Raw genomic sequence first — 25,026 nt, 5'->3', positions numbered from 1 at the left:
CACACACCGTGCGCGCACCACCGCTCGTTCACCAGTTCTCGGGGGAACCCTGTCATGACCCAGCCAATACCGCCGCAGCCCACCGACGGCAACCCGTTCGCCCAGCAGCAGGCCCAGCCCACCGACGGCAACCCGTTCGCCCAGCAGCAGGCCCAGCCCGCCGACGGCAACCCGTTCGGCCAGCTGCCGCCGGCCCCGCCCGCCCGCGGCAACGTCGCCCTCGGCGTGGTCACCGCCGTCGTGGTCGCCCTGGTCACGGCCGGGATCTACGGCGCCATCGTCGGCGCCACCGAGTACGAGATCGGCTACGCGGCGGTCGGCGTCGGCTTCCTCGTCGGCTTCGGAGCCGGCAAGGTCGGCGGGGCCAACCCGGTGCTGCCCGTGGTGAGCGCCCTGCTGTCGCTCGGCGCCGTCTACCTGGGCCAGCTCATCGGCATCTCGATGATCGCCGGCGACCTGGCGGGCGTCTCCGCGACGACCATGTTCACCGAGCACTTCGACATCCTGACCGAGGCCTGGAAGGAGTCCGCGGACGCGATGTCCTTCCTGTTCTTCGCCATCGGCGCGGTCGCCGCGTTCTCCGGCGCCAAGAAGGCCGCCGCGTAACCAGCGCGCGCCGGCATGCGCAAGGCCCTCGTTCCCCGGGCCGGGGACGAGGGCCTTGCGCATGTCCTGGGTGCTTCCCGGGTGCTCCGGGGTCAGCGCCGGTGCACCGAGTCCGCCACCGTCACCTCGACGCGCTGGAACTCCTTCAGCTCGCTGTAGCCCGTGGTGGCCATGGCGCGGCGCAGGGCGCCGAAGAAGTTCATCGAGCCGTCCGGGGTGTGCGACGGGCCGGTGAGGATCTCCTCGATCGTGCCGACCGTGCCGAGGTCGACCTTCTTGCCGCGCGGCAGCTCCTCGTTGACGGCCTCCATGCCCCAGTGGTGGCCCCGGCCCGGCGCGTCGGTGCCGCGGGCCAGCGGGGAGCCCATCATCACCGCGTCGGCGCCGCAGGCGATCGCCTTGGGCAGGTCGCCGGACCAGCCGACCCCGCCGTCCGCGATGACGTGCACGTACCGGCCGCCCGACTCGTCCATGTAGTCCCGGCGGGCCGCAGCCACGTCCGCCACCGCCGTCGCCATCGGGACCTGGATGCCGAGCACGTTGCGCGTGGTGTGCGCCGCGCCGCCGCCGAAGCCGACCAGGACGCCGGCCGCGCCGGTGCGCATCAGGTGCAGGGCGGCGGTGTAGGTGGCGCAGCCGCCGACGATCACCGGGACGTCCAGCTCGTAGATGAACTGCTTCAGGTTCAGCGGCTCGTGCGAGGACGAGACGTGCTCCGCCGAGACGGTGGTGCCGCGGATGACGAAGATGTCCACGCCCGCGTCCACCACGGCCTTGGAGAACTGCGCGGTGCGCTGCGGGGAGAGCGCGGCGGCGGTGACCACGCCCGCGTCGCGCACCTCCTTGAGCCGCTGCCCGATCAGCTCCTCCTTGATCGGGGCCGCGTAGACCTCCTGGAGACGGCGGGTGGCGGCCTCGGCGGGCAGCTCGGCGATCTCGTCCAGGAGCGGCTGCGGGTCCTCGTAGCGCGTCCACAGGCCCTCGAGGTTCAGGACGCCGAGGCCGCCCAGCTCGCCGATGCGGATCGCGGTGGCCGGGGAGACGACCGAGTCCATGGGAGCGGCCAGGAAGGGCAGCTCGAATCGGTAGGCGTCGATCTGCCAGGCGATCGAGACCTCCTTCGGGTCCCGCGTACGGCGGCTGGGGACGACGGCGATGTCGTCGAAGGCGTACGCCCGGCGGCCGCGCTTGCCGCGCCCGATCTCGATCTCAGTCACGTCTGTGGCCTTTCCTGTTGCGTTTCAGCGCCTTCCAGTATCCCCGACGGGCACGGCGAGGGCGGCCCCGGAGCCTCCGGGACCGCCCTGACGACGCGCGCGGGTTACTTGTGACGGCTGTAGTTCGGCGCCTCTACGGTCATCTGGATGTCGTGCGGGTGGCTCTCCTTCAGGCCCGCGGAGGTGATCCGCACGAACCGCCCGTTCGCCTGCAGCTCCGGCACGGCCCGGCCGCCGACGTAGAACATCGACTGGCGCAGACCGCCGACCAGCTGGTGGACGACCGAGGAGAGCGGGCCGCGGTAGGGCACCTGGCCCTCGATGCCCTCGGGGACGAGCTGCTCGTCGGAGGCGACGCCCTCCTGGAAGTAGCGGTCCTTGGAGAACGACTTGCGGTCGCCGCGGGACTGCATGGCCCCGAGCGAGCCCATGCCGCGGTACGACTTGAACTGCTTGCCGTTGATGAACATCAGCTCGCCCGGCGACTCCTCGCAGCCCGCGAGCAGGGAGCCGAGCATCACCGTGTCGGCGCCCGCGACGAGGGCCTTGGCGATGTCGCCGGAGTACTGCAGACCACCGTCGCCGATCACCGGGACGCCGGCCGCGCGGGCGGCGAGGGCGGCCTCGTAGATGGCGGTGACCTGGGGGACGCCGACGCCGGCGACCACGCGGGTCGTGCAGATCGAGCCGGGGCCCACGCCCACCTTGATGCCGTCCGCGCCCGCGTCGACCAGGGCCTGGGCGCCGTCGCGGGTGGCGACGTTGCCGCCGATGACGTCGACGCCGGCGGAGTTGGACTTGATCTTGGCGACCATGTCGCCGACCAGCCGGGAGTGGCCGTGCGCGGTGTCCACGACGATGAAGTCGACGCCGGCCTCGATCAGTGCCTGGGCGCGCTCGTAGGCGTCGCCGGCCACGCCGACCGCCGCGCCGACGATGAGGCGGCCCTCGGCGTCCTTGGCGGCGTTCGGGTACTTCTCGGCCTTGACGAAGTCCTTGACCGTGATCAGGCCCTTGAGGACGCCGTCGTCGTCGACCAGCGGCAGCTTCTCGATCTTGTGCTTGCGCAGCAGTTCCACGGCGTCCGTGCCGGAGATCCCGACCTTGCCGGTGACCAGCGGCATCGGCGTCATGACCTCGCGCACCCGGCGGGTGCGGTCGGTCTCGAAGGCCATGTCGCGGTTGGTGACGATGCCGAGCAGCTTCTTGTCGCCGTCGGTGACCGGGACGCCGCTGATGCGGAACTTGGCGCACAGCGCGTCCGCCTCGGCGAGCGTGGCGTCGGGGTGGATGGTGATCGGGTCGGTGACCATGCCTGACTCGGACCGCTTCACCAGGTCGACCTGGTTGGCCTGGTCCTCGATGGACAGGTTGCGGTGCAGGACGCCGACGCCGCCCTGGCGGGCCATCGCGATCGCCATGCGCGACTCGGTGACCTTGTCCATGGCGGCGGACAGCAGCGGGATGTTCACCCGCACGTTCTTGGAGACGTACGAGGCGGTGTCGATCTCGTCGGGTGCCATGTCCGACGGGCCCGGCAGCAGCAGCACGTCGTCGTAGGTCAGCCCGAGGGTCGCGAATTTGTCGGGCACTCCGTCGACGTTGGCAGTCATGACACCTTCCCCAAATGGCCTTGCTCGGTGCGGACGCCCATGCTAACGGGAAGCGGAGGTGTCCCATTCCACGGTCGCGGGCGGCGTCCGCCTTCGTGTGTTCGTACGACGGCTCGGTCCGTTCGTCCGGCGGACCGGGCGAACCCGGCGCATCGCCGCCGTCTTCCTACTGTTCGGCCAGCGCGCGCAGCCGGCTCAGCGCCCTGTGCTGTGCAACCCGCACGGCCCCGGGTGACATTCCCAACATCTGGCCCGTCTCCTCGGCCGTGAGGCCCACCGCGATGCGCAGCAGCAGCAGCTCGCGCTGGTTCTCGGGGAGGTTGGCCAGCAGTTTCTTGGCCCATTCGGCGTCGCTGCTGAGCAGCGCCCGCTCCTCGGGGCCCAGCGAGTCGTCGGGCCGCTCCGGCATCTCGTCCGAGGGCACCGCCGTGGAGCCCGGGTGCCGCATCGCCGCCCGCTGGAGGTCGGCCACCTTGTGCGCGGCGATCGCGAAGACGAACGCCTCGAAGGGGCGCCCGGTGTCCCGGTAGCGCGGCAGGGCGAGGAGGACGGCGACGCAGACCTCCTGGGCGAGGTCCTCGACGAAGTGGCGCGCGTCGCCGGGGAGCCGGGACAGGCGTGTACGGCAGTAGCGCAGCGCCAGGGGATGGACATGGGCGAGCAGGTCGTGCGTCGCCTGCTCGTCTCCGTCGACCGCGCGGTGGACGAGCGCGCCGAAAGGGCCTGGGGCCGTGGCCGCCGCCTCGTCGTCACGCATCGGCCCATGGTGCCCTGCGGCCGACTGCTCCGCGGCACCGCCTCCGTTGTTGTGCACCGAAGCGTTATGAGCAGGTGCGCCGGAACTCATCCCCTGCGCCCTCCCCTTCCGCTCGACCGACTCGTCCCCGAGGAACTCCACACCTCAAGGATGCGGCATCCGCCGCGAAACGAGCAGCGGGTACCCGACGGACCCTGGCACGGGCCACCCAAGACCGCGCCCCACCTGGGGCGCGGCCCGCGTCCTACGGCCGGCCGGCGCGTGCCGTTCGTCCGGAGCGGGCCGTGGGGCTCCGATTCCGTCCGGAACGGGCGCGGGAGCCTCGGCTCCCTTCCGGAGCGGGCCGCGGGAGCCGGGCTCCCTACCGGCCCCGGCGAGCGGGACCCGGTGTGCAGCCGCAAGGCGGAGGGGAATGTCGGACCGGACCCCGTGTCCGCGGCATGATCCGGACGACGGCCCTCAGCGCACCAGGCCCCACCGGAAGCCGAGCGCCACCGCGTGCGCACGGTCCGAGGCGCCGAGCTTCTTGAAGAGGCGGCGGGCGTGGGTCTTGACGGTGTCCTCGGAGAGGAACAGCTCACGGCCGATCTCGGCGTTGGAGCGGCCGTGGCTCATGCCCTCCAGCACCTGGATCTCCCGCGCGGTGAGCGTCGGGGCGGCGCCCATCTCGGCGGAGCGCAGCCGGCGCGGGGCGAGCCGCCAGGTCGGGTCGGCGAGCGCCTGCGTCACCGTGGCGCGCAGCTCGGCGCGCGAGGCGTCCTTGTGCAGGTAGCCGCGGGCGCCGGCGGCCACCGCGAGGGCCACGCCGTCCAGGTCCTCGGCGACGGTGAGCATGATGATGCGGGCGCCGGGGTCGGCGGACAGCAGGCGCCGCACGGTCTCGACGCCGCCCAGTCCGGGCATGCGCACGTCCATCAGGATGAGGTCGGACCGGTCGGCGCCCCAGCGGCGGAGGACTTCCTCGCCGTTGGCCGCCGTCGTCACACGCTCGACGCCGGGCACGGTCGCGACCGCGCGACGGAGCGCCTCTCGGGCAAGCGGGGAGTCGTCGCAGACGAGGACGGAAGTCATGGCCGCCCTCCGCAGCTGATGCGCGTCACCTTGAGCCTCCAGGCTGGTACGGAATCGTCACCTGTGCGGTCGACCGGCTCGGACGGCTGCCCGAGCGTTTGAGTTCTCAACCGCCTCCGCACTCTCAACGACGGTCACTCGAAAGAGTTACGGGGCTGTACACCGTCTTCGGCACTCTACGTGAGGGGCCGCACACGGTGCAGACACGCGCATCGGACCCTCAACCTTTCATCACAACCCATGCCCCATTCAGACCCATTTCTTCCCATCCACTGGTGTCTGAGGCTAGATTCGCAATGAGTCATATTTTCATCTCCTTAGATCGTAGTTGTACGGTCGTGGGCACCGTATCCGCTCAGCACGGCTGCAAGGGGTCACGCAATGGCAGATTTCTCCCGCCTTCCCGGACCGAACGCGGACCTGTGGGACTGGCAGCTCCTGGCTGCGTGCCGCGGGGTGGACAGCTCGCTCTTCTTCCATCCGGAGGGCGAGCGCGGGGCGGCTCGGAGCGCTCGCGAGAACTCGGCCAAAGAGGTCTGCATGAGGTGCCCGGTCCGCGCGCAGTGCGCCGCGCACGCGCTGGCGGTGCGCGAGCCGTACGGCGTCTGGGGCGGGCTGACCGAGGACGAGCGCGAGGAGCTCATGGGGCGGGCCAGGCACCGTCTGGTGTCGGCGTCGCCCACCGGGGGAACAGCCGCCTCGAACGACTGAAGGAACGTTTCTGCATCAACTTCCCGCATCAACTTCCCGAATCGACTTTGCGCATCGACTTTCCGCATCGACGCCGGACGCCGGCACGGCGGAACACGTCGATAGCGCGCAGCACAGGACGGGCCACCTCGCCGTCGGACAGCCGACGACGGACGGTGGACCACGCACGCGAACGCACGCGAACCACGCACTGAACCGGACACGGTGAAACCACGCACGGTGAACCACACACGATCAGGACGGCCCCGATGACACAGCCGACGCCGGTCAGCGCGCGGCGGCCCGCGCCAGCTCGTCCAGGGTGGCCGCGACCGCCGGCACCCGGGCCAGGTCGGGCAGGGTGAGGGCGACGATCTCCCGCCGTACGGCCGGTTCCAGCGTGAGCGCACACGCCCCGCGCGGCCGTACCGACTCGACGGCGAGCTGGGGCAGCACGGCCACCCCGAGTCCCGCGCCCACCAGTCCGACGACCGCCGGGTAGTCGTCGGTCGCGAAGTCGATGCGGGGCGTGAACCCCGCGCGGGCGCACACCTCCACCAACTGGCCGCGGCAGCGCGGGCAGCCGGCGATCCACGGCTCGCCTGCGAGTTCCCCGATGGCCACGGTCCCGGCCTCGGCGAGCGGGTGCCGTTCGGGCACCATCCCCACCAGCCGGTCGACGAGCAGCGGCCGTACGACGAGGTCCTCCCACTCGTCCGCAGCGGTCTCCCCCGCGCCCGGCGCGCCCGGCGCGCCACCCGCGCCCTCGTAGCGGAACGCGAGCGCGATGTCGCAGTCCCCGTCCCGCAGCATCGTCACCGACGCGGGCGGTTCGGCCTCCTCCAGCGAGACCCGGGTTCCGGGGTGCGCGGCGCGCAGGGCGGCGAGCGCGGCCGGCACCAGCGTGGAGCTGCCGCTGGGGAAGGACACCAGCCGCACCCGGCCGGCGCGCAGCCCGGCGATGGCGGCGACCTCCTCCTCGGCGGCGGTGAGCCCGGCGAGGATGCCGGAGGCGTGCCGCACGAGGGCCTCGCCCGCCTGGGTGAGGCGCATCTCGCGGCCGGTACGGACGAGCAGCGGGGTGCCGACGGACGCCTCCAGGGCCTTCATCTGCTGGCTGACGGCGGGCTGGGTGCAGCCCAGCTCGCGTCCGGCCGCCGAGAAGGAACCGGTCGCGGCGACGGCGCGCAGCACACGGAGATGACGGGCTTCGATCACCCCTCGAGCCTACGAGACCCCGGTCACTACCCTTGGCCCATGACAACGGCTCTGATTACGGGATCGACCGCGGGGATCGGCGCCGCCTTCGCACGGCGGCTCGCGGCTGACGGGCACGACCTGGTGCTGGTGGCCAGGGACACCAAGCGGCTGCGCGAGCAGGCCACCGAGCTGCACGACCGGCACGGCGTCGAGGCGGAGGTGCTGACCGCGGACCTGGCCACGGACGAGGGCATCGAGGCGGTGGCGGCCCGGCTGGGCGACCGCCGCAGCCCGGTCGACCTGCTGATCAACAACGCGGGCTTCGGCAACAAGGGCCGTTTCCTCGACGTGACCATGGCCGACGAGCTGCGGATGCTGAAGGTGCACTGCGAGGCGGTGCTGCGGCTGACCTCGGCGGCGGCGGAGGCGATGCGCGAGCGGGGGCGCGGCGGTGTGGTGAACGTCGCCTCGGTCGCGGCGTTCGTGCCGCGCGGCACGTACGGGGCGTCGAAGGCGTGGGTCGTGCAGTTCACCCAGGGCGTGGCGCGGGACCTGGCGGGCAGCGGGGTGCGGCTGATGGCGCTGTGCCCGGGCTTCGTGCGCACGGAGTTCCACCGGCGGGCCGGGATGGGCACGGACAACATCCCGGGCTGGATGTGGCTGGACGCCGACAAGCTCGTCGCCGCGGCGCTGGCGGATCTGGCGCGCGGGAAGACGGTGTCGATTCCCGACCCGCGGTACAAGGCGCTGATGGGCGTGGTGAAGGTCGTGCCGCGGGGCCTGCTGGGCGGCATCTCGTCGCGGACGGGGCGCAAGTACGGGCCGCAGTAGCGGTCGCGGGCCGGGCCCGGAGTAGGACAATGGGGCTGTTCGACCGGACCCAGGGGGGCCGGAGGCGGCACCATGACATTCGTACAGGTCATCGACTGCAAGACCAGCCGGTTCGACGAGATGAACCGGCTGATGGACACCTGGGTGGAACAGACCAGGGGCAAGCGCACCGCGACGCACAGCGTGATCGGAAAGGACCGGTCCGACGCGTCGCACTTCATCGAGATCGTGGAGTTCCCCTCGTACGAGGAGGCGATGCGCAACTCCAACCTGCCGGAGACCGACCGGATCTTCCGGGAGATGGTCGCGCTCTGCGAGGAGATGCCCACGTTCACCGATCTGGACGTGGTGCGCGACGAACAGCTCTACGCGCTCACGGTGCGGCGGTTCTTCGAGGTGATCGCCACGGCGGGCGAGCTGCCGCCGATGGACGACCTGGTCGCCGACCACTACCACGACCACGACCCGGCCAACGAGCAGGACACCGTCGGCCGCGAGGCGATGCGGCGCGAGATGGAGGGCTGGCGGTCGGCCTTCGACTTCACGTTCTCCGTCGAGGACCTGATCGCCCAGGGCGACCGCGTGTGCGCCCGCTGGTTCTGGAAGGGCACCCACAAGGGCGACTTCCTCGGCATCCCGCCCACGGGCCGCGAGGCCACCATGACCGGCACGACCATCTTCCGCTGCGCCGGCGACGGCCTGATCACCGAGGCGTGGTGGGAGTACGACCGGCTGGGGCTGATGGGCCAACTGGGGGCTTTGGAAGGGCTGGAGCGATAGGAGAGGGGCGGAAACCGGGGCAGGCCACCGGTTCCCGACAGAGCCCCGGCCCGCCGGCAGTGGGTCGCCGTCGCGCATCGGGAAGTGGTGTCCACGGCACCTTGCGGGGCAGCAGGAGTGGAGGGCTTGTCCCGGGCCGATGGGTGCCGTGGGCGCTGTGCCGGTGAGGGTGGGGAGGGTCGGGCTGTGTTCGAGGGCTTCGAGACCGATCGGGTTGCCGTCGATGGGGCGTCGATCTTCGTTCGCCACGGTGGGGAAGGACCGCCGGTGGTGCTGCTGCACGGTCATCCCCGGACGTCCGCGACCTGGCATCGCGTCGCTCCGCTGCTCGTCCGGCGCGGTTTCACCGTCGTCTGTCCCGATCTTCGGGGGTACGGCCGGTCCACGGGTCCGGCGCCCACCGCGGACCACGCGGGGTACTCCAAGCGGGCCGTCGCCGGCGACGTGGTCGAGGTGATGCGCTCCCTGGGCCATGCCCGGTTCGCGCTCGCCGGGCACGACCGCGGAGGCAGTGTCGCGCTGCGTCTCGCGCTCGACCGCCCCGACGCCGTCTCGCGGGTGGCCCTGATCGACTGTCTGCCTCTCACGGAACACCTGTCCCGCATCACGGCCGAGTTCGCCACGCAGTGGTGGCACTGGTTCTTCTTCGCCCAGCCGGACATCCCCGAGCGGGTCATCAACGCCGATCCGGACAGCTGGTACCACGGCGATCCCCGGAGCATGGGGCAGGAGAATTACGACGAGTGGCGCACGGCGACGAGAAATCCCGCCGTGGTGCGGGCGATGCTGGAGGACTACCGGGCCGGCCTCACCATTGACCGGCGGCACGAGGAGGAGGACCGCGCCGCCGGGACACGGATCCGGTGCCCGGCACTGATCCTCTGGTCGCTCCGCGACGACCTCGAGGACCTGTACGGCGACCCGGTGAAGATCTGGCGCCAGTGGGCCCCGGACGTACGCGGCCACGGCATCGATGCCGGCCACCATGTGGCCGAAGAAGCCCCCGAAGCACTCGCGTCCTCCCTTGCGGGCTTCTTCGCCGGGTGACGTCGGCAAGGGTCCCCTGTGTCCTCGGTGGACGTCGAGGGGCGGGCGGCTGGTCGCCGTCCGCCCCTCCATCGTCGTGTCAGCCGCGCGCGGCCATCCTGACGAACGCGGTCCATCCGTCGACGCCGACGGAAAGAAGCGCCCTCTCCGGCTGCTTGGAGTCCCTGACCACGACGGCCGTACCGGCGTCCGCGACCTCGACGCAGTCGCCGCCGCTGCCTGAGCTGTAGCTGCTCTTGAACCAACTCAGCCCGTCAGCGGCAGACTTGGTGCTGCTTGCCTTCATAGCTCTCCCAACAGCTTCTCGATGAAGGCCAGGGACTCCCGGGGAGTCAGCGCCTGCGCTCGCAGAACGCCGTACGTCGCCTCCAGCGGGCCGACCTTCCCTGGCACGGAGTGCAGGACGCTCGAGTCCTGCATCTCCATGTACGCCATCCTGCGCTGCTTCTCCGAGTGGATCAATGTGAAGGGCCCGCCGAGTCCCGCATGTTCCTCGCGGTCCGTCGGCATGATCTGCAGCTCGACGTTGCGCTGGTGCCCGTACACGAGGAGTTGTTCCAGCTGACCGCGGAGGACCTCGCGGCCGCCGAGGGGCCGGCGCAGGACGTGCTCCTCGATGACGAAGCTGAGCAGCGGTGCGGGGCGCCGCTCGAAGAGCCGCTTGCGCTCCATGCGCGCGGCGACACGCTGTTCCACGACCTCCTCGTCCAGCAGCGGGCGCCACATGGAGAAGACCGCCCGCGCGTACTCCTCGGTCTGCAACAGGCCCTTGATCACATGGCTGTCGTAGGCGTGCAGCTCGACCGCCTCGGCCTCCAGCTGTACGTAGCGGCGGAAGAACGTCGGGTACCGGGCCCGGTCCACCTCCTCCTTCATCACCACCAGCACGCCCCGTGCCCCGACCTCCCGGTCCACCGCGTCGATGAGTTCGGGCTTCGGGATCCGCCTCCCCTGTTCCACGGCCGCGATCTGCGCCTCGCTGTACCCGACCCGCTCGCCCAACTGCGCCCGCGTGAGCCCGGCCGCTTCGCGCAGCAGCTTCATCTGGCGGCCGAAGCAGCGCAGAAAAAGCGCGCTCGCGTCCGGCTCCGCCTCGCCCACACCCGAGTCCGCACCCACGTCCATGCCGTGCCGTCCCTTGCCGTCGGACCATCACTCTCCGTGGCGGGAGACTAGGCCGCCGCCGCGTCAACGGCCCGCGGAATCCGGCAGGTTGATTCGTACGGGTGAACGCAGCCCGGGACGGTCGCCCATGCCTGCCGCCGGATATTCGTCTACTCCGTTGTGCCTCCATCCACTACGGCAGGTTCCTGCAGTCCACGACCCGGATGCGCCTGGCGCAGCCGCCGCCGGGCGGCCCGAACACGGCCGAGGTGATCAAGACGGAGGAGAAGGGGACCGACGTCCACATCGCCGCGCACATGCTCCGGGACGCCTTCCGCAAGGACTGCGACCTGGTCGTGCTGGTCAGCAATGACAGCGATCTGTGCGAGCCGCTGCGCATGGTCAAGGAGGAGTTCGGCGTGGACATCGGCATCCTCAACCCGTTCGACCGGCCGAGCCGGTGGTTGCGACAGGTCGAGCCGTCGTTCATGAAGCCGATCCGGGCGGGCGCCGCTCGGGACTCGCAGTTGCCCGACCCCGTGCCGCTGGGCAACGGCAGGGAGGTGCGCCGGCCCAAGGAGTGGGTCTGAGACACCCGGCAAGAGCAGAGGCCCGCCATGTCTCCGTGGCGGGCCTCGCGCCTGCTCGCCGCGACGAGCAGGGGGTTCTCGACCAAGCTGACAGATCAGTAGAGCCCTACCAAGCGGTACGGTGCGCAGCCCCCGCTCCGGGCGGTCACGCGGGGCGACCCGCCCGACAGGGAACCGCGCCGCCGCTCGTGCGGAGAGCGCGGTGCGCGGCGGGACATGACGAAGCCCGGCGCCCCCGGAGTCCTGGGGCGCCGGGCCGACGTCCACCACTACCGGTGAACGGTGAGCGTCAGTGCGAGTGGCCGTGGCTGTGGCCGTGGCCCGCGTCGGCCGGCTCCTCTTCCTTCTTCTCGACGACCAGGGTCTCGGTCGTCAGGAGGAGGGAGGCGATGGAGGCGGCGTTCTCCAGGGCGGAGCGGGTGACCTTGACCGGGTCGATGACGCCGGCCTTGATCAGGTCGCCGTACTCGCCGGTCGCGGCGTTGAAGCCCTGGCCCTTGTCCAGCTCGGCGACCTTGGAGGTGATGACGTAGCCCTCCAGGCCGGCGTTCTCGGCGATCCAGCGCAGCGGCTCGACGGCCGCCTTGCGGACCACGGAGACGCCGGTGGCCTCGTCGCCGGTCTTGCCGAGGTTGCCCTCGAGGATCTTGACGGCGTGGACCAGCGCGGAACCGCCACCGGAGACGATGCCCTCCTCGACCGCGGCGCGGGTCGCGGAGATGGCGTCCTCCAGACGGTGCTTCTTCTCCTTCAGCTCCACCTCGGTGGCGGCGCCGACCTTGATCACGCACACGCCGCCGGCCAGCTTCGCGAGGCGCTCCTGGAGCTTCTCGCGGTCCCAGTCGGAGTCGGTGTTCTCGATCTCGGCCTTGATCTGCGCGACGCGGCCCTGCACGTCCTCGGACTTGCCGGCGCCGTCGACGATCGTGGTGTCGTCCTTGGTGACGGTGACGCGGCGGGCGGTGCCGAGCACGTCCAGACCGACCTGGTCGAGCTTGAGGCCGACCTCCTCGGAGATGACCGTGGCGCCGGTGAGGACCGCCATGTCCTGCAGCATCGCCTTGCGGCGGTCGCCGAAGCCGGGGGCCTTGACGGCGGTGGCGTTGAAGGTGCCGCGGATCTTGTTCACCACGAGGGTGGAGAGGGCCTCGCCCTCGACGTCCTCGGCGATGATCAGCAGCGGCTTGGAGGCGTTCGTCTGGATGATCTTCTCCAGCAGCGGCAGGAGGTCCGCGATGGCGGAGATCTTGCCCTGGTGGATGAGGATGTACGGCTCGTCGAGGACGGCCTCCATGCGCTCCTGGTCCGTCACGAAGTACGGCGACAGGTAGCCCTTGTCGAAGGCCATGCCCTCGGTGAAGTCCAGCTCCAGACCGAAGGTGTTGGACTCCTCGACGGTGATGACGCCGTCCTTGCCGACCTTGTCCATCGCCTCGGCGATCAGCTCGCCGACCTGCTGGTCCTGGGCGGACAGCGCGGCCACGGCGGCGATGTCGGACTTCTCGTCGATCGGGCGGGCCGAGGCGAGCAGGTCGTCCGAGACCGCCTTGACGGCGGCGTCGATGCCCTTCTTCAGGGCGGCCGGGGAGGCGCCCGCGGCGACGTTCTTCAGGCCCTCGCGGACCAGCGCCTGGGCCAGGACCGTGGCGGTGGTGGTGCCGTCGCCCGCGATGTCGTTGGTCTTGGTCGCCACCTCCTTGACGAGCTGGGCGCCGAGGTTCTCGTACGGGTCCTCGATCTCGACCTCGCGGGCGATCGTGACACCGTCGTTGGTGATGGTGGGAGCGCCGAACTTCTTGTCGATGACGACGTTGCGGCCCTTGGGGCCGATCGTCACCTTCACCGTGTCGGCGAGCTTGTTGACGCCGCGCTCGAGGGCGCGACGGGCGTCCTCGTCGAACTTCAGGATCTTCGCCATGGCAGCGGGAGCCCTCTCGGAAAGTCAGGGGTAAAGAAACTGCGCCCCGGGCGCCCGGCTTCTTATGGGTCGCGGGGGGCCAGGGGCGCAGCTGGAAGCAAAGGTGCCTCGGGTGGTGCCGGGTGAACTACTTCTCGATGATCGCGAGCACGTCGCGGGCCGAGAGGACGAGGTACTCCTCGCCGTTGTACTTCACCTCGGTGCCGCCGTACTTGCTGTAGAGCACGACGTCGCCGACGGAGACGTCGAGCGGAAGGCGGTTGCCGTCCTCGAAGCGGCCCGGGCCCACGGCCAGGACGACGCCCTCCTGGGGCTTCTCCTTGGCGGTGTCCGGAATGACCAGGCCAGAGGCCGTGGTCTGCTCGGCGTCCAGCGGCTGGACCACAATGCGGTCCTCGAGCGGCTTGATGGCAACCTTGGAGCTGGCGGTCGTCACGATCCGACCTCCCCCTTCGGAGATCTCACGGGGTTAACTGTCTGAGGTGGCGACCAGGTCGATCCGTCGTCGCGGGTGCCGGACCTGCCCGTCGCGTTGTTGGCACTCTCCTGGGGGGAGTGCCAGACCTGAGACTATGACTGCGGTTAGCACTCGGTCAAGCGGAGTGCCAATGCCGTGCGGCGCGTCGCGGGGTTCCCGGGCGACCGACGGCTTCTCGGACGCCCTGCGTTCGCGCTCGCGTCGACCTGGAGGCCGCCTTCGGTGTCACCTCACGTAGTCCTCCAGGCGGGCCACCCTCAGCCCCGCCCTCCGGATCTCGCGCAGAAGCGATCTGGTGCGTTCGTGCAGGGGCGGGGACGCGGCGTCCGCCGACGGGAGGGTGACGACGTCGCCGGGGCGGAGGCGGGCCGGGGCGGAGCGGAAGGCCAGGGTGTCGGACGGCATCGTGGCGCGCCACAGGACGACCGCCGTGATGCCGCAGTCGGCCGCCGCGCGCAGGGTGGTGCGGTCGTAGGCGCCGTGCGGCGGGCGGAAGAGGTGCGGTCGGACGCCGAAGCGGGCGCGGAGTTTGCGTTGCTGGCCGCAGATCTCGGCGCGCTGGCCGGCGTAGGGCAGGCCGCGCAGGGCGGTGTGGTCGAGGGTGTGGTTCTGGAGGGTCGCGCCGACCGCGCGCAGGCGGGCGAAGTGGGCGTAGCCCGGGCCCACGACGCTGTCCGTGAGGAACATGCTGACGGGCAGCCGCAGTTCGCGGACCATGGCGACGAAGCGGGGGTCCTTCTCCGCGCCGTCGTCGTAGGTCAGGAAGACGACCGGATCGCGGGTGGGGACGTGGTCGACCACCGGGGGCAGGCGCCGGTGGCCCGCCGGGTGGTCGCCGCGCGCGGGGCGGCCGTCGGGGGCGACGGGCTGGGTGCAGCCGCACAGGAGGGCCAGGAGCAGCACGGCCGCCCGCCGGCGGTGGCTCACAGGTAGTCCTCCAGGCGGCCCACCGCGTAGCCCTCGGCCGTGACCTTGTCGAGGAAGCGGCGGATCATGTCGGGCATGGTGCCCTTCCAGTCGTCGCGGCCCCGGAAGTGGCTGAGGACGATGTCGCCCGGGCGCAGCCGGCGGTCCCATTCGCGGTAGTCCCAGCGGTCGGCGAAGACCTCCTCGTTCCAAAGGGGGACGTGGGTGATGCCGCAGGACTTGGCGGCGCGCAGGGTGTCCCGGTTGTAGTTGCCGAAGGGCGGGCGGAAGAGGGCGGGGCGCTTGCCGTAGCGCTTCTCGATGACGTCCTGCATGCCGCAGATCTCGCGCTTCTGCTCGGCGTACGACAGTCCGGGCAGGTAGGGGTGGCGCAGGGTGTGGTTGTGCAGGGCGACGCCGCCGGACTGCATCCGCTTGAAGTAGCCGTAGTCCTCCTTGACCAGGTAGTCGCTGAGGAAGGCGCTGTAGGGGACGCGCAGTTCGCGCATCATGCGCAGGAACTCGGGGTCCTTCTCCGCGCCGTCGTCGATGGTGAGGAAGACGACCTTGCGGTCGGTGGGGACGGTGGTGAAGACCGGCGGCAGGTTCAGCTCGCGGTGGTCGTCGACCTCGAAGCCCTCGCGGGTCCTGATCAGCGGCTTCCTGGCCGGGGGCGCGGGGGCGCGCAGGGGGACGCGTTTCAGGTTCCAGCGCCTGGCGGCGGCCGCGCGGACCGTGTGCTCGGCCTGGAGGCGGCCCGCGTAGGCGTCGAGCGCGCGGGCGGGCGGGGCCTTCAGGGGCGCCTGCCGGCCCGGGGCGGGGGCCGGGCCCACCTCGGCGTCCCCGGCGCCTCCGGGCGCGCAGCCGGCGGCGATGGCCGCGCCGGCGAAGGCGGCGATCGCGGCCCTCACCGCCGTACGCCGTGCCCTCTTTTTGTCATTTTGTACGACTACTCCCATGCCGTCGGATCCTCGCAGCCGCCGCCCCCGGCACCCGCCCGACACCGCCGCCGGAGGCGCACCATCCACCGACTGGCCGACAATGACCCGGTGACCGACCTTCTCGCCCCGCTGCTGACCCCCGAAGGCCGTGCCCTCCTCGACGAGGTGCGCGGCACGGACCCCGCACAGGAACTCGCCGTCGCCACCCGGCTGCGGCGCGAGCACCCCGCCGAGCTGGTGTCGGCGGCGCTCGGGCAGGCGCGGCTGCGGCAGCGGGCGGCGGCGAAGTTCGGGGCGGAGGACGCCGGGCGGATGTTCTTCACGCCCAACGGGGTGGAGCAGTCGACGCGGGCGAGCGTGGCCGCGTACCGGGCGGGCCGGATGAGGGAGCTGGGCGTGACCTCCGTCGCCGACCTGTGCTGCGGGATCGGGAGCGACGCGATCGCCCTCGCGCGGGCGGGCATCCGGGTGCTCGCCGTCGACCGGGACCCGCTGACGGCCGCGGCGGCGCGGGCCAACGCCGAGGCGCTGGGGCTCGCCGACCTGATCGAGGTGCGCGAGGCCGACGTCACCGAGGTCGACACGGCCCCGTACGACGCCGTGTTCGTGGACCCGGCGCGGCGCGGCGGGCGTGGGCGGATCTTCGACCCGGAGGCCTACTCGCCCCCGCTGTCCTGGGCCGTCCGGGCCGCCGCCGCTGCCCCGCACGCCGCGCTGAAGGTCGCCCCCGGCATCCCGCACGAGGCCGTCCCCGACGCCGCCGAGGCGGAGTGGATCTCGGACGGCGGGGACGTGAAGGAGGCGGTGCTGTGGTTCGGCACCGAGCCGGGGCTGATCCGCGCCACCCTCCTGCCCGGCCCGCGCTCCCTGCGCTCCCGCGCACTGCCCGACCCGCCCGTGCGCCCCGTCGGCCGCTACCTCTACGAGCCCGACGGCGCCGTCGTCCGCGCCCACCTGGTCGCCGAGGCGGCCGAGGACCTCGACGGCGGCCTCATCGACGAGACCATCGCCTACGTCACCGCCGACGAACTGCGCCCCACCCCCTACGCGACCGCCTACGAGATCACCGACCGGCTGCCCTTCAACGTGAAGCGGCTCAAGGCGCTGCTGCGGGAGCGGGAGGTCGGCGTGCTCACCGTGAAGAAGCGGGGTTCGGCCGTGGAGCCGGAGGAACTGCGCAGGAAGGTGCTGCCGAAGGGCCACGGCCCGCACTCCGCGACCGTGTTCCTCACCCGCGTCGCGGGCGCCCCGGCGATGCTCCTGGGGCACCCCGCGCAGGCCCAGCGGCCCCTGTAGGTGCCTCCGGGTCGGCCGCCACCGCACGCGCGCGTGCCCGCAGCCACTCGCGCTCCCGCTCGTTCCCGGCCAGCGCCGCGGCCCGCTCGAACTCCGCGCGCGCCTGGGCCGTACGGCCGAGGCGGGCCAGCAGGTCGCCGCGGATGCTCGGCAGCAGGTGGTAGCCGCGCAGGGCGGGCTCGGCGGTCAGGGCGTCGACGATCTCCAGGCCGCGCGCCGGGCCCTCGGCCATCGAGACGGCGACCGCGCGGTTCAGTTCCACGACCGGGGAGGGCGCGCGGGCGGCGAGCATCCCGTAGAGGGTGGCGATCCGCGCCCAGTCGGTGTCCTCGTAGGCGGGCGCGTGGGCGTGGCAGGCGGCGATGGCGGCCTGGAGGACGTACGGGCCGGGCGGGCCGGAGGCGGTGGCTCCCGCGCGTTCCAGGGCGGCGACGCCGCGCGCGATGAACAGGCGGTTCCAGCGGGCGCGGTTCTGGTCCTTCAGCAGGACCGGCGCGCCGTCGGGGCCGGTGCGGGCGGCGGTGCGGGAGGCCTGGAACTCCAGCAGCGCGGCCAGCCCGTGCACCTCGGGCTCCTTCGGCATCAGGCCGGACAGCACGCGGGCCAGGCGCAGGGCGTCCTCGCACAGGCCGGGGCGCAGCAGGTCGTCGCCGGCGGTGGCGGAGTAGCCCTCGTTGAAGATCAGGTAGATCACGTCGAGGACGGAGCCGACACGGGCCTCGCGATCGGGGCCGTACGGCACCTCGAAGGCGGCGTTCTTCGCGGCCAGGGTGCGTTTGGCGCGCACGATACGCTGGGCGACGGTCGGCTCCGGCACGAGGAAGGCCCGGGCGATCTCGGCGGTGGTGAGGCCGCCGAGCAGCCGGAGGGTGAGCGCGGTGCGGGCCTGCGGGGACAGCACCGGGTGACAGGCGGTGAAGACCAGCCGCAGCAGGTCGTCGTCGATGTCCTCGGGGTCGGCGGGCTCCTCCGGCGGCGGCGCGGGCTCCAGGCCGCGGCCCATCTCGGTGAGCTTGCGGGCGTAGGTCTCCCGGCGGCGGACCAGGTCGACGGCGCGGTTGCGGGCGGTGGCCGTGAGCCAGGCGCCGGGGTTGTCCGGGACGCCGTCGCGCGGCCACCGCTCCAGGGCGGCGACGAGGGCGTCCTGGGCCAGTTCCTCGGCGATGCCGACGTCCCGGACCACACGGGCGACGGCGGCGATGACGCGGGGCGACTCGATCCGGAAGACGGCCTCGACACTGCGGCGGACGTCGGCCGCAGCGGCGGCGGCCGTGCCGGGCGGGTCGTCGTCGGGGGGCCGTGGTGACGGCTGCGGTGACCTCACAGCCCCCCATTCGACACCCGTACGGCGGCCCCGGCAAAGGAGGAACGGGGCCGGGGCGGCACGGCGGCCGGGCACGGGCGGGGTCGGCGGGCGCCGTAGGCTCAGCCCTCCTCGACCTCCCGCACCTCCAGCTGGAACGTCAGCTCCTCGCCGTGCGCGGCCAGGAACCGCCTGGACCACTCGACGGCCTCCGCCTTGTCCTTGCACTGCAGGAACGCGTAGCCGCCGACGACCTCCTTGGTCTCCGTGAACGGCCCGTCGACGACGGTGATCCGGCCGCCTTCCGTGCGGACCCGGGTGCCCTGCGCGGACGGCTGCAGCCCGGCGGTGTCGAGCAGCACGCCGGCCCTGGTCATCTCCTCCAGCAGTTCTCCCATCCGCCGGTGGACCTCGGGGCTGGGGACCCCGGGGGCGATGCTGTTCTCGTCCAGCTCGATGAGCATGAGGAAACGGGGCATGGTGACTCCTTCAGGGTGGGGGCGGGCTCCGTTCCCCGCCTCTCACCCCTGCGTCGAACGGGGCACGCCCGGATCGACACCCGCCCCGGAATTCCCCGAGGATTTTTTCGCCGGGCCGCCGCGGCCCCCTCACCCCCTACCGCAGCGCCTCCCACAGCTCCCCCGCCTCCGGCTCGTCCGCCACCACCCGGTTGGCGTCCCAGGGCGCCGGGACCACCGGCATCGTCACCGTCTCCACGGCCTGCGCCGGCAGATCCCGCAGACTCTCCCCGAGGCCCACCAGCTCGCCCAGCGAGTCCAGGCCGGTGTCGGTGGTGAGGCTGCCGGTGACCGCGTCGGCGACCTGGTAGAGCCGGGCCGGGTCGGTGAACAGGCTGGTCGCGGCGATCTGCTCCAGCAGGGCCCGCACCAGCCGGTGCTGGAGGCCTATGCGGCCCAGGTCGCTGCCGTCGCCGATGCCGTGCCGGGTGCGGGCGAGGCCGAGGGCCTGCTCGCCGTCCAGGCGGTGCGTGCCCGCGTCGAGGTGCAGGTGGCTCAGGTCGTCGTCGATCGCCCGGTCGAGGGTGACGGTGACGCCGCCGAGGGAGTCGACCAGCCGGGCGAACCCCGCGAAGTCGATCTCGATGTAGTGGTCCATGCGGACGCCGGTCATCGTCTCGACGGTCTTCACCGCGCACACCGGGCCGCCCACCGCGTAGGCGCTGTTGAACATCGCGTGCTGGGCCGGCCGCGTCGCCCCGCCGGACTCCAGCGGGCAGGACGGGCGGGTGACCAGGGTGTCGCGGGGGATGCTGACGACGGTCGCCCCGGTGCGTCCGGGGTCGAGGTGCACGACCATCGCCGTGTCGGAGCGCGCGCCGGTGCTGTCGCCGCCGCCGAGGGCCCGGTTCTCGGCGCCGCTGCGGGAGTCGGAGCCCAGCACCAGGATGTTCAGGGCCTCGCCGGGGACCGGCGAGGGGGTGGCCGAGGAGGTCGCGGCCGGCGTGATCACGGGCCTCGGCGGACGGTCGTCGCCGAGGGCGCTGTTGATGTCGACGCTGGTGATGTTGTCGTTGAGCCGCCAGTAGATCCAGCCGCCGGCCGCGGCGCCCAGCACCAGCACGCCGGCCAGGGAGAGGCCGGCGGCCTTCAGGAGTCCCGGCCGCCGGCCCACCGTCCCGCCCTCGCCCCCGTGTTCGTCACGTCCCTTCACATGAGGAACGTAAGTCCGAATTATTACGGGCGGGGATGCCGGGCCGTCTTTTCTTCGGAAAATCTCATATTCAACTTCATTCGACGGCCGGTGCGAGGGCGGTGCGAAGGCGGTTCTCGTCCCGTCCCGGGGCCGCCCTCAGCCCAGGGTCACCGTGGGCGGCGGGCGGGCGTCTCCGAAACATTCGGTGGTGCGACCGAAAGGACCTCGGAGAGTCTCGGCACCGCCGCACCGCCCGTCAATGGGTCACCTTTCGGCCACGGCCGTCACCGCGGCGGCGGGGCGGTGCTGCTGCGCACCACCAGGCTGGTCGCCAGTTCGACCCGGGTCGCCCCCGCGGAGGCGTTCGGCTCGGCCCGCCCCAGCTCCAGCAGCAGCCGGGCCGCCGCCTCGGCCATCTCCGTCAGCGGCTGGCGCACGGTCGTCAGCGGCGGGCCCACCCAGTGCGCCACCGGCAGATCGTCGAACCCGACCACGCTCAGGTCCTCCGGGATGCGCAGCCCCAGCTCGCGGGCGGCCTCGTACAGGCCGAGCGCCTGGAGGTCGTTGCCGGCGAAGACGGCGGTGGGCCGGTCGGGGCGGCGCAGCAGGTCCAGGCCGAGCCGGTAGCCGGACTCGTGGTGGAAGTCGCCGGACCTGATCAGGCCGGTGTCCACGGGCAGCCCCGCGGTCTCCAGGGCGGCCCGGTAGCCGTCCACGCGGGCGCGGCTGCACAGCATCCGGGAGGGTCCGCTGATCGCGCCGATCCTGCGGTGGCCCAGCTCCACCAGGTGCCGGGTCGCGGCGAGGCCGCCCTGCCAGTTGGTGGCGCCGATCGAGGGCACGTCGGTGCCCGGGTCGCCGGCCGGATCCATCACGACGAACGGTATCGAGCGGCTGGTGAGCAGGGCGCGCTGGGCGTCGTCCAGCTCCGACAGCACAAGGATCACGCCGTGCGGGCGCCGGGCGGCGACCTGGTCGGCCCAGGTGCGGCCGGGAGTGAGCCGGCCCGCGCTCTCCGACAGCACGACGCTCAGTCCGGCGTCCCGGGCGACGTTCTCCACGCCGCGGATGACCTCCATCGCCCAGGCGCTCTCCAGTTCGTGGAAGACGAGGTCGATGAGCGGCGACCGGGAGGCCTCGGCCCGGCGCCGCCGGTACCCGTGCGAGCGCAGCAGCTCCTCGACCCGGCTGCGGGTGGCCGGGGCGACGTCGGCCCGCCCGTTGAGCACCTTCGAAACAGTCGGCGCGGACACGCCGGCCTCACGGGCGATTTCGGCAAGCGTGGCGGTCTGAGCGGTCCGCCCTGCCGTCGGGGCTTCTGCGGGTTCGGCGGGAGTCATGGCGGCGATCGTATCTCCGAGCGCGTTCGGGGGGACCCCCCGAATACGCCGACTTGTCGCAATATTCGGCAGTTCTATCGACAGATTCGACGGCGGCCGGCGTCCCTGTGGCCGACACGTGAACGCCCGGCCACCGACAGCGGTGAGTCCGTCACCCCTTCGGCCGTGCCGCCGCAGCGCGCGCAACCGTTCGGCGGCCTGGTGCCGGACACGGTTGATCCGCCCGTCCCGGCTCAGCTGCTCCAGGACCCGGGTCGAGGTCGACTGCTCGGCGGCGCGCCGCTGAAGCCAGTCGGACCAGTGCGTGATCTCGTCGTCGGCGAGAGCGTATGCCGCCCCGGCCTCGCCGCTCAGGTGTTCGAGGACCCGCAGGTCCCGTACGCGCTGAACGGCGAAGGCACGCTTCTGCGCCGGTTTGGCGATCCGCTCGGCCCAGCCGAGCCGCTCCGCTGCCGGAACCCGCTCGACCATCCGCAGCACCACGGACACGGCGACCGACGGTTCGGGCTCCAGCCCGACCGTCTCCCGCAGCGGCCCCCATTCGGCCGGTGATTCCATGGCCCGCAGACAGACCACCCAGCGCACGTGCTCATCGGAGAGATCTCCGGGCTCCACGCCGGTGCGACGGGCGATCCCCAGGAGGGCGGACTCCAGGTCCGAGCGGTCAGCAGCCATTGGCACGGGCGATTCTGTGAGCGGCCATGCTCTTTCTGCTGGCCTTGCGGATCTCCCTCGGATTGTCGTCGACGACGCGCTGCTGTTCCCGGGTCAGCTGGACGTCGGCGTCGCGCGGCTTGCCGTTCTGCCCGATCGCGATGCCGTGCCCCTTGATGCCCGGTCCCGGCGAGTGCCCATGTGCCGGTGCGTGATCGTTGGAGGCGTTGACGATCGGCAGGCCGCGCCCGGTCTCGGGGTCTTCAGGCGGACCTGTACCTCGGGGTGTCCTGGCCTGTCCCCGGTCACTGCGATACGCAGGTGACGCATGCGCGCACGACGAAAGGCGAACTCAAGGGAGCCGGAGTGCCTTCGGCGCGAAACGGCCGTGAAGACCCGGCCTCGGTCCCGCCCTCAGTCCTGCCCTCGGTCCCGCCCCACCGACTCGAACCGCCACCGGTGCACTGCCCGCGTCACCAGCTCCCCGTCCGGCTCCGGCAGTTCGGGCAGGTCGGCGTCGTACGGCGCGTCCCACCAGGTGATGACCAGGACGCGGTCCCCCGGCGCCCGGAAGGTCTCCCGGCGCAGCGGCCCGGCGCCGGGTAGGTGCTGGGCCCGGGCCCAGGCCAGGAGTTCGGCGCCCCGGCCCTCCACCGCGCGGGCCTCCCACATCAGCGCGACGGTCACGGGTACAGGTTCTCCTTGCTCACCTCGTGCACATGGTCGTGGCCGGGCACGTGCGGGTCCGTCACCGGCAGGGAGGAGTCCGCGGACAGGTCCCAGCTCGACGCCGCCCGGTTCCGCGCGACCATCTCCGCGCCGAGCGCCGCGACCATCGCGCCGTTGTCCGTGCACAGCTTGGGGCGCGGCACCCGCAGCCGGATGCCGGCCGCCTCGCACCGCTCCTGGGCCAGTGCCCGCAGCCGGGAGTTGGCCGCCACGCCGCCGCCGATCATCAGATGGTCGACGCCCTCGTCCTTGCACGCCCGCACCGCCTTGCGGGTGAGCACGTCCACCACCGCCTCCTGGAAGGACGCCGCCACGTCCCGCACCGGCACCTCCTCCCCCGCCGCCCGCTTGGCCTCGATCCAGCGGGCCACGGCCGTCTTCAGCCCGGAGAAGGAGAAGTCGTACGCCGGGTCGCGCGGGCCGGTCAGACCGCGCGGGAACGCGATCGCCGCCGGGTCGCCCTCGCGCGCGTACCGGTCGATGACCGGGCCGCCGGGGAAGCCCAGGTTCAGCACCCGGGCGATCTTGTCGAAGGCCTCGCCGGCCGCGTCGTCGATGGTGGAGCCCATCGGGCGGACGTCGGAGGTGATGTCCGCGGACAGCAGCAGCGAGGAGTGGCCGCCGGACACCAGCAGCGCCATCGTCGGCTCGGGCAGCGGCCCGTGCTCCAGCTGGTCGACGCAGATGTGCGAGGCGAGGTGGTTCACCCCGTAGAGCGGCTTGCCCAGCGCGTACGCGTACGCCTTCGCCGCCGACACCCCCACCAGCAGCGCGCCCGCGAGGCCGGGGCCCGCCGTGACCGCGATGCCGTCCAGGTCCCGCGCCGAGACCCCCGCCTCCTTCAGCGCGCGGTCGATGGTCGGCACCATCGCCTCCAGATGCGCCCGTGACGCCACCTCGGGGACGACGCCGCCGAAGCGGGCGTGCTCGTCCACGCTGGAGGCGATGGCGTCGGCCAGCAGGGTCGTGCCGCGGACGATGCCCACGCCGGTCTCGTCGCAGGAGGTCTCGATCCCCAGGACCAGGGGTTCGTCAGCCATTGATCTCGGTTCCTTGCGTTCCGTGGAGGGAGAGGGAGGGGTCGGTCAGCCGCATCACCAGGGCGTCCACGTTCCCCGGCTGGTAGTAGCCGCGCCGGAAGCCGATCGGCTCGAAACCGAACCGCTCGTACAGCTTCTGCGCCCGGACGTTGTCGACCCGGCACTCGAGCAGCACCTCGGTGCACTCGAAGGCGGTCGCGGCCCGCAGCAGTTCGGTCAGCAGCCGCGCGCCGAGCCCGCTGCCCCACAGCTCGCGGGCCACGGCGATGGTCTGGACGTCGCCGATGTCGCCGGCGGTGGCCAGCCCGGCGTACCCGACGACGCGGCCGTCCCGCTCGGCGACGACGTACCGCCGGGTCGCCTCGGGGCCCCGGGCGTGCGCCAGTTCCGACCAGAACATCCCCCGCGACCAGGCGTCCTCGGGGAACAGGGCCCTCTCCAGCTCCAGCACGGGGTCGATGTCCCACCAGCGCATCTCACGCAGCACGGGGGTCTCGGGTGCGGGTCCGGTCACTTGGGGGTGACCACCTTGTAGTTCTTCGGCACCTGGGCGTCCGGCCGGCGCAGGTACAGCGGCCGGGGCGCGGGCAGTTCCCCGCCCGCGGCCAGCCGCTCGGCGGCCAGCTCCGCGAGAGCCGCCGCCGAGACGTGCTCGGGCTCGCGGGCGACCGGGAAGACGTCCGGGTAGAGCAGCGCTCCCGCGCCGACCGCGGGCAGGCCCCGGACCTCGGCGGCGATGTCGGCGGGCCGGTCGACGGCGGGGTCGGTGAGCCGGGTGCGCGAGTCGGCGTACCGCGCCCAGTAGACCTCCTTGCGCCGGGCGTCGGTCGCCACGACGAAGGGCTCCCGGAGCCCGGCCGCGTGGGCGAGCCCGTCCAGCGTGCACACGCCGTGCACCGGAACGCCGAGCGCGAGCCCGAAGGTGTCGGCGGTCGTCAGCCCGACGCGCAGCCCGGTGTACGGGCCGGGACCGATGCCCACGACGATCCCGGTGACGGCCTCCAGCTTCAGCCCGGCCTCGCCGAGCACACGGTCGACGGCGGGCAGCAGCAGCTCGCCGTGCCGGCGCGCGTCCACCTGGCTCGACGAGGCGATGACGTCCCGGCCGTCGTGGAGGGCGACGGTGACGGCGGGGGTGGCGGTATCAAGAGCGAGCAAGAGCACGCAAACAGCCTACGGCTCCCGCGCCCCCCGCACGCCCGCCCGGCCCGAGGGCCCCCCGGCTGCTACGGTCACCTACCGTCACCGAATATTCCGACATA

General features: G+C 72.3%; 26 protein-coding genes. 7 read left to right on the top strand and 19 right to left on the bottom strand.

What is annotated here, in order from left to right; translation table 11 throughout:
* Positions 1-54 precede the first annotated feature (54 nt).
* Complete coding sequence (locus ACZ6KF_RS07635) at positions 55-606, top strand: hypothetical protein (protein ID WP_469157509.1); 552 nt, start codon at positions 55-57, stop codon at positions 604-606.
* Positions 607-698: 92 nt separating this feature from the next.
* On the opposite strand, the gene ACZ6KF_RS07630 is transcribed toward ACZ6KF_RS07635, so the two are convergent.
* The 4 genes from ACZ6KF_RS07630 to ACZ6KF_RS07615 all read right to left on the bottom strand — a co-directional run bounded on the left by ACZ6KF_RS07630 (position 699) and on the right by ACZ6KF_RS07615 (position 5,264).
* Entirely contained in the window at positions 699-1,823 is a 1,125-nt protein-coding gene (locus ACZ6KF_RS07630; RefSeq protein ID WP_356627445.1) for a GuaB3 family IMP dehydrogenase-related protein, read from the bottom strand.
* A 104-nt stretch (positions 1,824-1,927) separates the two neighbouring features.
* Positions 1,928-3,436, bottom strand: a complete 1,509-nt coding sequence (guaB, locus tag ACZ6KF_RS07625) for an IMP dehydrogenase (protein WP_469237683.1) — start codon at positions 3,434-3,436, stop codon at positions 1,928-1,930.
* 166 nt (positions 3,437-3,602) lie between these two features.
* Entirely contained in the window at positions 3,603-4,193 is a 591-nt protein-coding gene (locus ACZ6KF_RS07620; RefSeq protein ID WP_356627447.1) for a sigma-70 family RNA polymerase sigma factor, read from the bottom strand.
* 459 nt (positions 4,194-4,652) lie between these two features.
* A complete protein-coding gene (locus ACZ6KF_RS07615) occupies positions 4,653-5,264 on the bottom strand; it encodes a response regulator transcription factor (RefSeq protein WP_003948568.1) in 612 nt (203 codons plus the stop codon).
* Positions 5,265-5,645: 381 nt separating this feature from the next.
* On the opposite strand from ACZ6KF_RS07615, the gene ACZ6KF_RS07610 reads away from it, so the two are divergent.
* Positions 5,646-5,975, top strand: coding sequence for a WhiB family transcriptional regulator (locus ACZ6KF_RS07610; protein ID WP_356627448.1), 330 nt, complete (start codon positions 5,646-5,648; stop codon positions 5,973-5,975).
* Between the two features lie 267 nt (positions 5,976-6,242).
* On the opposite strand, the gene ACZ6KF_RS07605 is transcribed toward ACZ6KF_RS07610, so the two are convergent.
* On the bottom strand, positions 6,243-7,172 hold the full coding sequence (locus ACZ6KF_RS07605) for a LysR family transcriptional regulator (protein ID WP_469237681.1): 930 nt from the start codon (positions 7,170-7,172) through the stop codon (positions 6,243-6,245).
* Positions 7,173-7,211: 39 nt separating this feature from the next.
* Between ACZ6KF_RS07605 and ACZ6KF_RS07600 the strand changes: the two genes are divergently transcribed.
* The 3 genes from ACZ6KF_RS07600 to ACZ6KF_RS07590 all read left to right on the top strand — a co-directional run bounded on the left by ACZ6KF_RS07600 (position 7,212) and on the right by ACZ6KF_RS07590 (position 9,812).
* The gene (locus ACZ6KF_RS07600) at positions 7,212-7,985 is read left to right on the top strand and encodes an SDR family NAD(P)-dependent oxidoreductase (protein ID WP_356627450.1); all 774 of its coding nucleotides are present in this window, start codon (positions 7,212-7,214) and stop codon (positions 7,983-7,985) included.
* A gap of 72 nt (positions 7,986-8,057) precedes the next feature.
* A complete protein-coding gene (locus ACZ6KF_RS07595; RefSeq protein WP_469237680.1) occupies positions 8,058-8,765 on the top strand; it encodes an ester cyclase in 708 nt (235 codons plus the stop codon).
* A 186-nt stretch (positions 8,766-8,951) separates the two neighbouring features.
* A complete protein-coding gene (locus tag ACZ6KF_RS07590) occupies positions 8,952-9,812 on the top strand; it encodes an alpha/beta fold hydrolase (protein WP_356627452.1) in 861 nt (286 codons plus the stop codon).
* Between the two features lie 79 nt (positions 9,813-9,891).
* Here the strand turns inward: ACZ6KF_RS07590 and ACZ6KF_RS07585 are convergent, their stop codons facing one another.
* Entirely contained in the window at positions 9,892-10,098 is a 207-nt protein-coding gene (locus ACZ6KF_RS07585) for a DUF397 domain-containing protein (RefSeq protein WP_469237678.1), read from the bottom strand.
* Positions 10,095-10,937 carry a helix-turn-helix domain-containing protein gene (locus ACZ6KF_RS07580; protein WP_469176215.1) on the bottom strand — a complete coding sequence of 281 codons (843 nt, stop codon included), beginning with the start codon at positions 10,935-10,937 and terminating at the stop codon, positions 10,095-10,097. Before ACZ6KF_RS07580 ends, ACZ6KF_RS07585 begins: the two co-directional genes overlap by 4 nt.
* Positions 10,938-11,140: 203 nt before the next feature.
* On the opposite strand from ACZ6KF_RS07580, the gene ACZ6KF_RS07575 reads away from it, so the two are divergent.
* Positions 11,141-11,506 (top strand): NYN domain-containing protein, encoded by a 366-nt coding sequence (locus ACZ6KF_RS07575; protein WP_356627455.1) that lies wholly within the window; start codon positions 11,141-11,143, stop codon positions 11,504-11,506.
* Positions 11,507-11,795: 289 nt separating this feature from the next.
* Here ACZ6KF_RS07575 and groL read toward each other — a convergent pair whose 3' ends face one another.
* The 4 genes from groL to ACZ6KF_RS07555 form a co-directional block, all read right to left on the bottom strand.
* Positions 11,796-13,424 carry a chaperonin GroEL gene (gene groL / locus ACZ6KF_RS07570; protein ID WP_356627456.1) on the bottom strand — a complete coding sequence of 543 codons (1,629 nt, stop codon included), beginning with the start codon at positions 13,422-13,424 and terminating at the stop codon, positions 11,796-11,798.
* Positions 13,425-13,551: 127 nt separating this feature from the next.
* The gene (gene groES / locus ACZ6KF_RS07565) at positions 13,552-13,860 is read right to left on the bottom strand and encodes a co-chaperone GroES (protein ID WP_014178834.1); all 309 of its coding nucleotides are present in this window, start codon (positions 13,858-13,860) and stop codon (positions 13,552-13,554) included.
* 267 nt (positions 13,861-14,127) lie between these two features.
* Positions 14,128-14,829 (bottom strand): polysaccharide deacetylase family protein, encoded by a 702-nt coding sequence (locus tag ACZ6KF_RS07560; RefSeq protein ID WP_356627457.1) that lies wholly within the window; start codon positions 14,827-14,829, stop codon positions 14,128-14,130.
* Positions 14,826-15,767 (bottom strand): polysaccharide deacetylase family protein, encoded by a 942-nt coding sequence (locus ACZ6KF_RS07555; protein WP_356627458.1) that lies wholly within the window; start codon positions 15,765-15,767, stop codon positions 14,826-14,828. The genes ACZ6KF_RS07560 and ACZ6KF_RS07555 overlap by 4 nt, the downstream gene beginning before the upstream one ends.
* A 90-nt stretch (positions 15,768-15,857) precedes the next feature.
* Here ACZ6KF_RS07555 and ACZ6KF_RS07550 point away from each other — a divergent pair, with 90 nt between their 5' ends.
* Entirely contained in the window at positions 15,858-17,045 is a 1,188-nt protein-coding gene (locus tag ACZ6KF_RS07550) for a THUMP-like domain-containing protein (protein ID WP_469237676.1), read from the top strand.
* Here ACZ6KF_RS07550 and ACZ6KF_RS07545 read toward each other — a convergent pair.
* The 8 genes from ACZ6KF_RS07545 to tsaB all read right to left on the bottom strand — a co-directional run bounded on the left by ACZ6KF_RS07545 (position 16,978) and on the right by tsaB (position 24,928).
* Positions 16,978-18,369, bottom strand: coding sequence for an RNA polymerase sigma factor (locus ACZ6KF_RS07545; RefSeq protein WP_469237674.1), 1,392 nt, complete (start codon positions 18,367-18,369; stop codon positions 16,978-16,980). The two genes, ACZ6KF_RS07550 and ACZ6KF_RS07545, sit on opposite strands and share 68 nt — an antisense overlap.
* Positions 18,370-18,470: 101 nt before the next feature.
* Positions 18,471-18,827 carry a YciI family protein gene (locus ACZ6KF_RS07540; protein ID WP_356627461.1) on the bottom strand — a complete coding sequence of 119 codons (357 nt, stop codon included), beginning with the start codon at positions 18,825-18,827 and terminating at the stop codon, positions 18,471-18,473.
* A gap of 136 nt (positions 18,828-18,963) precedes the next feature.
* Entirely contained in the window at positions 18,964-20,019 is a 1,056-nt protein-coding gene (locus tag ACZ6KF_RS07535) for an LCP family protein (protein WP_356627462.1), read from the bottom strand.
* 266 nt (positions 20,020-20,285) lie between these two features.
* Positions 20,286-21,341, bottom strand: a complete 1,056-nt coding sequence (locus ACZ6KF_RS07530; protein ID WP_356627568.1) for a LacI family DNA-binding transcriptional regulator — start codon at positions 21,339-21,341, stop codon at positions 20,286-20,288.
* Positions 21,342-22,409: 1,068 nt separating this feature from the next.
* The gene (locus ACZ6KF_RS07525) at positions 22,410-22,682 is read right to left on the bottom strand and encodes a hypothetical protein (protein ID WP_356627463.1); all 273 of its coding nucleotides are present in this window, start codon (positions 22,680-22,682) and stop codon (positions 22,410-22,412) included.
* On the bottom strand, positions 22,679-23,764 hold the full coding sequence (tsaD, locus tag ACZ6KF_RS07520; RefSeq protein WP_356627464.1) for a tRNA (adenosine(37)-N6)-threonylcarbamoyltransferase complex transferase subunit TsaD: 1,086 nt from the start codon (positions 23,762-23,764) through the stop codon (positions 22,679-22,681). Before tsaD ends, ACZ6KF_RS07525 begins: the two co-directional genes overlap by 4 nt.
* A complete protein-coding gene (gene rimI, locus ACZ6KF_RS07515; protein ID WP_356627569.1) occupies positions 23,757-24,239 on the bottom strand; it encodes a ribosomal protein S18-alanine N-acetyltransferase in 483 nt (160 codons plus the stop codon). The genes tsaD and rimI overlap by 8 nt, the downstream gene beginning before the upstream one ends.
* A 35-nt stretch (positions 24,240-24,274) precedes the next feature.
* Positions 24,275-24,928, bottom strand: coding sequence for a tRNA (adenosine(37)-N6)-threonylcarbamoyltransferase complex dimerization subunit type 1 TsaB (gene tsaB / locus ACZ6KF_RS07510; RefSeq protein ID WP_469176223.1), 654 nt, complete (start codon positions 24,926-24,928; stop codon positions 24,275-24,277).
* Positions 24,929-25,026: the final 98 nt, after the last annotated feature.

The organism is Streptomyces sp. NPDC046379 (genome assembly GCF_055587785.1).
This window is presented reverse-complemented; position numbering and strand designations above follow the sequence as displayed.

Bases quoted from the DNA above. Each gene is read 5' to 3' on its own strand.
- ACZ6KF_RS07635 (WP_469157509.1), top strand. From the start codon at position 55: ATGACCCAGCCAATACCGCCGCAGCCCACCGACGGCAACCCGTTCGCC.
- guaB (WP_469237683.1), bottom strand. From the start codon at position 3,436: ATGACTGCCAACGTCGACGGAGTGCCCGACAAATTCGCGACCCTCGGG.
- ACZ6KF_RS07620 (WP_356627447.1), bottom strand. From the start codon at position 4,193: ATGCGTGACGACGAGGCGGCGGCCACGGCCCCAGGCCCTTTCGGCGCG.
- ACZ6KF_RS07615 (WP_003948568.1), bottom strand. From the start codon at position 5,264: ATGACTTCCGTCCTCGTCTGCGACGACTCCCCGCTTGCCCGAGAGGCG.
- ACZ6KF_RS07610 (WP_356627448.1), top strand. From the start codon at position 5,646: ATGGCAGATTTCTCCCGCCTTCCCGGACCGAACGCGGACCTGTGGGAC.
- ACZ6KF_RS07600 (WP_356627450.1), top strand. From the start codon at position 7,212: ATGACAACGGCTCTGATTACGGGATCGACCGCGGGGATCGGCGCCGCC.
- ACZ6KF_RS07595 (WP_469237680.1), top strand. From the start codon at position 8,058: ATGACATTCGTACAGGTCATCGACTGCAAGACCAGCCGGTTCGACGAG.
- ACZ6KF_RS07585 (WP_469237678.1), bottom strand. From the start codon at position 10,098: ATGAAGGCAAGCAGCACCAAGTCTGCCGCTGACGGGCTGAGTTGGTTC.
- ACZ6KF_RS07580 (WP_469176215.1), bottom strand. From the start codon at position 10,937: ATGGACGTGGGTGCGGACTCGGGTGTGGGCGAGGCGGAGCCGGACGCG.
- ACZ6KF_RS07575 (WP_356627455.1), top strand. From the start codon at position 11,141: ATGCGCCTGGCGCAGCCGCCGCCGGGCGGCCCGAACACGGCCGAGGTG.
- groL (WP_356627456.1), bottom strand. From the start codon at position 13,424: ATGGCGAAGATCCTGAAGTTCGACGAGGACGCCCGTCGCGCCCTCGAG.
- ACZ6KF_RS07555 (WP_356627458.1), bottom strand. From the start codon at position 15,767: ATGGGAGTAGTCGTACAAAATGACAAAAAGAGGGCACGGCGTACGGCG.
- ACZ6KF_RS07540 (WP_356627461.1), bottom strand. From the start codon at position 18,827: ATGCCCCGTTTCCTCATGCTCATCGAGCTGGACGAGAACAGCATCGCC.
- ACZ6KF_RS07530 (WP_356627568.1), bottom strand. From the start codon at position 21,341: ATGACTCCCGCCGAACCCGCAGAAGCCCCGACGGCAGGGCGGACCGCT.
- tsaD (WP_356627464.1), bottom strand. From the start codon at position 23,764: ATGGCTGACGAACCCCTGGTCCTGGGGATCGAGACCTCCTGCGACGAG.
- rimI (WP_356627569.1), bottom strand. From the start codon at position 24,239: ATGCGCTGGTGGGACATCGACCCCGTGCTGGAGCTGGAGAGGGCCCTG.